Source organism: Pontibacter rugosus (genome assembly GCF_042678745.1).
In the GTDB taxonomy this organism is placed as follows: Bacteria; Bacteroidota; Bacteroidia; order Cytophagales; family Hymenobacteraceae; genus Pontibacter; species Pontibacter rugosus.
In genome coordinates this window covers 1-4,092 of record NZ_JBHTLD010000310.1, presented here as the reverse complement: position 1 = coordinate 4,092, position 4,092 = coordinate 1, and the positions used below count along the sequence as shown (strand labels likewise).

The 4,092-nt window shown below is 46.8% G+C and carries 3 protein-coding genes; all 3 read left to right on the top strand.

Annotation, left to right across the window (positions count from 1 at the left end):
- Positions 1-46: 46 nt before the first annotated feature.
- The 3 genes from ettA (at position 47) to ACFQ2O_RS20400 (ending at position 3,997) form a co-directional block, all read left to right on the top strand.
- A complete protein-coding gene (ettA, locus tag ACFQ2O_RS20410; RefSeq protein ID WP_377532448.1) occupies positions 47-1,717 on the top strand; it encodes an energy-dependent translational throttle protein EttA in 1,671 nt (556 codons plus the stop codon).
- 295 nt (positions 1,718-2,012) lie between these two features.
- A complete protein-coding gene (locus ACFQ2O_RS20405) occupies positions 2,013-3,005 on the top strand; it encodes a GNAT family N-acetyltransferase (RefSeq protein WP_377532445.1) in 993 nt (330 codons plus the stop codon).
- A gap of 11 nt (positions 3,006-3,016) precedes the next feature.
- Entirely contained in the window at positions 3,017-3,997 is a 981-nt protein-coding gene (locus ACFQ2O_RS20400; RefSeq protein ID WP_377532443.1) for a GNAT family N-acetyltransferase, read from the top strand.
- The last annotated feature ends 95 nt before the right edge of the window (positions 3,998-4,092 follow it).

Genomic DNA, 4,092 nt, shown 5'->3' with positions numbered 1-4,092 from the left:
AAGGTTTTTCAGAGAGAATATTAGTGTAGAACTATAAAAAGCTGACATGAGTAACGAAACCATTATCTTTTCAATGGCTGGGGTAAGTAAGATTTACCCTCCACAGAAACAAGTCCTTAAAAATATATACCTATCCTTCTTTTACGGCGCCAAAATCGGCGTACTTGGCCTTAACGGATCGGGTAAGTCCAGTTTGCTGAAGATCATTGCCGGTGTTGACAAGCAGATACAGGGAGAAGTGGTATGGTCGCCGGGTTACTCAGTGGGTTACCTGGAGCAGGAGCCGCAGCTGGATCCGACTAAAACCGTACGCGAGGTAGTAGAAGAGGGCGTAAGCGAAGTGGTGGCTCTGTTGAAGGAGTTCGACGAGATCAACATGAAGTTTGGCGAGGAGATGACTGACGATGAGATGACCAAACTTATCGAGCGTCAGGGCGAGGTGCAGGAGAAACTAGACCACCACAACGCATGGGAATTGGACAACCGCCTGGAGCGCGCCATGGATGCCCTGCGCACGCCGCCGGAAGATGCTATTATCGGTAACCTTTCGGGTGGTGAGAAGCGCCGCGTGGCCCTTTGCCGCCTGTTGCTACAGGAGCCAGACGTGCTGCTGCTGGACGAGCCTACCAACCACCTCGATGCTGAGTCGGTGGACTGGCTGGAGCAGCACCTGAAGCAGTACAAAGGCACTGTTATTGCCGTTACCCACGACCGCTACTTCCTTGACAACGTGGCTGGCTGGATTCTGGAGCTAGACCGTGGCGAGGGAATTCCGTGGAAAGGCAATTACAGCAGCTGGCTAGAGCAGAAAGCTAACCGCTTGTCTCAGGAAGAGAAAACGGAAAGCAAGCGCCAGAAAACACTGCAGCGCGAGCTGGAGTGGGTGAAGATGGCTCCGAAAGCACGTCATGCCAAATCGAAGGCACGTATCAGTCAGTACGATAAGCTGGCAAGCGAAGAATCAAACCAGAAAGAAGCAAAGCTGGAGCTGTTCATTCCTGACGGCCCTCGTTTGGGTTCTCAGGTAATTGAGGTGAACAACGTAAGTAAGGCCTACGGCGATAAACTGCTGTTCGAGAACCTGAGCTTTGAGCTGCCGCAAGGTGGCATTGTGGGCATTATCGGGCCAAACGGTGCGGGTAAAACTACTCTGTTTAAACTTATCACAGGCCAGGAGCAGCCAGATGCCGGTAACTTCACAGTAGGCTCTACGGTACAGATTTCTTATGTTGACCAGGAGCATGCGCAGCTAGACGGCAACAAGTCTGTGTTTGAGATTATATCAGGAGGTACAGAGCACATGATGATGGCAGGCCGCCAGATTGTGTCGCGTGCATATGTGAGCAAGTTCAACTTTACAGGTGGAGATCAGGAGAAGAAAGTAGACAAGCTGTCGGGTGGGGAGCGCAACCGTGTGCACCTGGCCATGACGCTAAAAGAAGGCGGCAACCTGTTGCTGCTAGATGAACCTACCAACGACCTGGACGTGAATGCCATTCGTGCGCTGGAAGACGCGCTGGAGAACTTTGCTGGTTGCGCCGTAATTATCTCGCACGACCGCTGGTTCCTGGACCGTATCTGTACGCACATCCTTGCTTTTGAAGGAGACTCGCAGGTGTACTGGTTTGAAGGTAACTACACCGATTACGAAGAGAACAAGAAGAAGCGACTGGGCGATGCTGAGCCAAAGCGCATTCGCTATAAGAAGCTTGTATAGTATAACTTTAAAGATTGACGATCTTAAGAGATCTATTAATATCTAAGTTTAGGGTATGAAAAGGAGAGGCCGTTGTGGATTCGCAATGGCCTCTCCTTTTATCTGGCGGCCATACTTGTTCTCATTTGTTTTAGTTTACACGTCCCACTTCTGTAGGGCAAAAGTTAAGTAAGGTAGCCTCCCTATGTGAGCATCATATGCCTATATAGTACTACCAACAAGTACAAGAAAAGAAATAAAAGAATATTGCCGTAATTTGAGAAGATATTTAGATAGTTGAGTTGCAGTTATGCGTATGATCAGGTACCTCAAACACGAGCAGATAGACAAGAAAAGGTGGGATACATGTATAACTACATCTGCCGAAGATAAAGTATATGCATTATCCTGGTTCTTAGATGTTGTTTCACCGGGGTGGCAGGCTATTGTGGAGGAAGAGAACGGCATGTACATCACTGCAATGCCACTGCCCGGCTTTCACAAAATGGGTTTTCCATACCTGGGGCAGCCTTTTCACACGCACCAATTGGGCATTTATACTACAGCGCAGAGTAGTGCAGATATCAGGGTTCAATTTCTGGAGCTAACAGTTAAGCATTATAAATTCATAAATGGCTATCGCTTCAATTTAAGCGATACTGAAGCCCTGCAAGCTTTAGAGGGTGCGTATGAACTTACCACCAGGTATACGCGGTATCTGGATCTGAACAAGCCCTATCCAGACCTCTACAGAGCCTATACCCGCGATCGTAAAATGAACCTGAAGAGGGCGCAGCGTGCAGGATTGTCTATGTTTGAGAGTGATGATATTGAGCCATTGATTCAGCATTTTAAAACTCATATAGAGCATAAAGTAGTCGGAGGCGTTTCAGAGCATACATACCAGCTGCTACGGGACCTATTTCAAGTGATGAAACAGAAGGGTGTGGCACAACTTATTTATACTACTGCAGGAGACAAGGTGAATGCTGGTTGTCTGTTTTTCAAGTATAATGGAATAATCAGCTATGCCTTTAACTCAGCAGACAGTACGGGGCGTGTAACGAATGGGCGTACGATGGTGCTGGACGAGATTATAAGGCAACATGCTGGCAAAGACTTTGTCTTAGACTTTGAGAGCCCAATGATTGATCAGATTGATCACTTCTATGCTAGCTTTGGAGCGAGGCAGGTAAAGTATCTTGCTCTGAGGCGTAATGCGCTTCCATTGTATGTAAGGTTGATCCGTAATGTGCGGATGAAAATATACCGCGCCTTTTTCTCTTCGGGAGTGGCAGAGGAAGTATAAGCTGGAGCTACGTGGCGCACCTTCTCCAACATAAGCAAATAGACAAAGCTGCCTGGGATGCATGTATTGAAGCCTCAGTGCAGGGGCAGGTATATGCGCTGTCGTGGTATTTGGATGTTGTGTCGAAAGACTGGCAGGCGCTGGTAGAGCAGGTGGATGGCAAGTATGTTGCTGTAATGCCGCTGCCAGTGCGGTACAAGTATGGCTATTCTTATTTACAACAGCCGCTGTTTTGCCAGCAGTTGGGGATCTACTCCAGAAACAAGCTTACAACCGAACAAATTACCACATTTCTTGATTTAGTTCAGAAACAGTATCGTTACACCTCCGGCTATACCTTTAATACTGCAAATTCAGGACCACTGCAGGCTATAGTTCAACCTGATTCATACCGTTTGCTGTACACGCATTACCTGCCTCTAAACCCTCCGTACGAACAGATCTGGAAAGGCTATACCCGCGATCGTAAGTATAACCTGAACAAGGCGCGCCGTGAAAGGATAAGGGTTGTTCAGAGTAATGATATTGAGCCGCTCGTTCAGTTATTCAAGCAAAATGTTGCGCAAAAAATATATGGTGGAGTAGCTGATGAGGCCTATCAAATGCTAAGGCAGTTATTCACAGCGCTTGTGGAAAAGGGCACAAGTGAGCTCCTGTATACTGTTTCGGAAGATGGGGATATTACCGCAGGCGGATTGTTTATTTTCTTTAGGGGGTATATCATCTACATTTTTAACGCTGCGAATGCAGTGGGTCGGAAACAAAATGGGCGAACTTTGCTAATCGACGACATCATCCAGCGCAATGCAGAAACTAAGCAAGTTTTTGACTTTGAAAGCCCCATGGTTGAGAGTATAGCAAGTTTTTACCAAAGTTTTGGTTCGCAGCCTATGCCGTACTACGAGTGGCATTATAACCAGCTGCCCCTGCCCGCTAGGCTATTCAAAAATATACGTAAGCAACTGCTGTTATTCTTTATAAAGCAGAAGTAAAACCCAGCTAATTTAACATCATCGTAGAGGTTTTTTTCTGTGCGAGCACAATATGTAACTTTTTTTATAAAAAATGTACATTGTGCTAAACATAT

Excerpts from the sequence above, each read along its gene's own strand:
- ettA (WP_377532448.1), top strand. The coding sequence starts at position 47 with ATGAGTAACGAAACCATTATCTTTTCAATGGCTGGGGTAAGTAAGATT.
- ACFQ2O_RS20405 (WP_377532445.1), top strand. The coding sequence starts at position 2,013 with ATGATCAGGTACCTCAAACACGAGCAGATAGACAAGAAAAGGTGGGAT.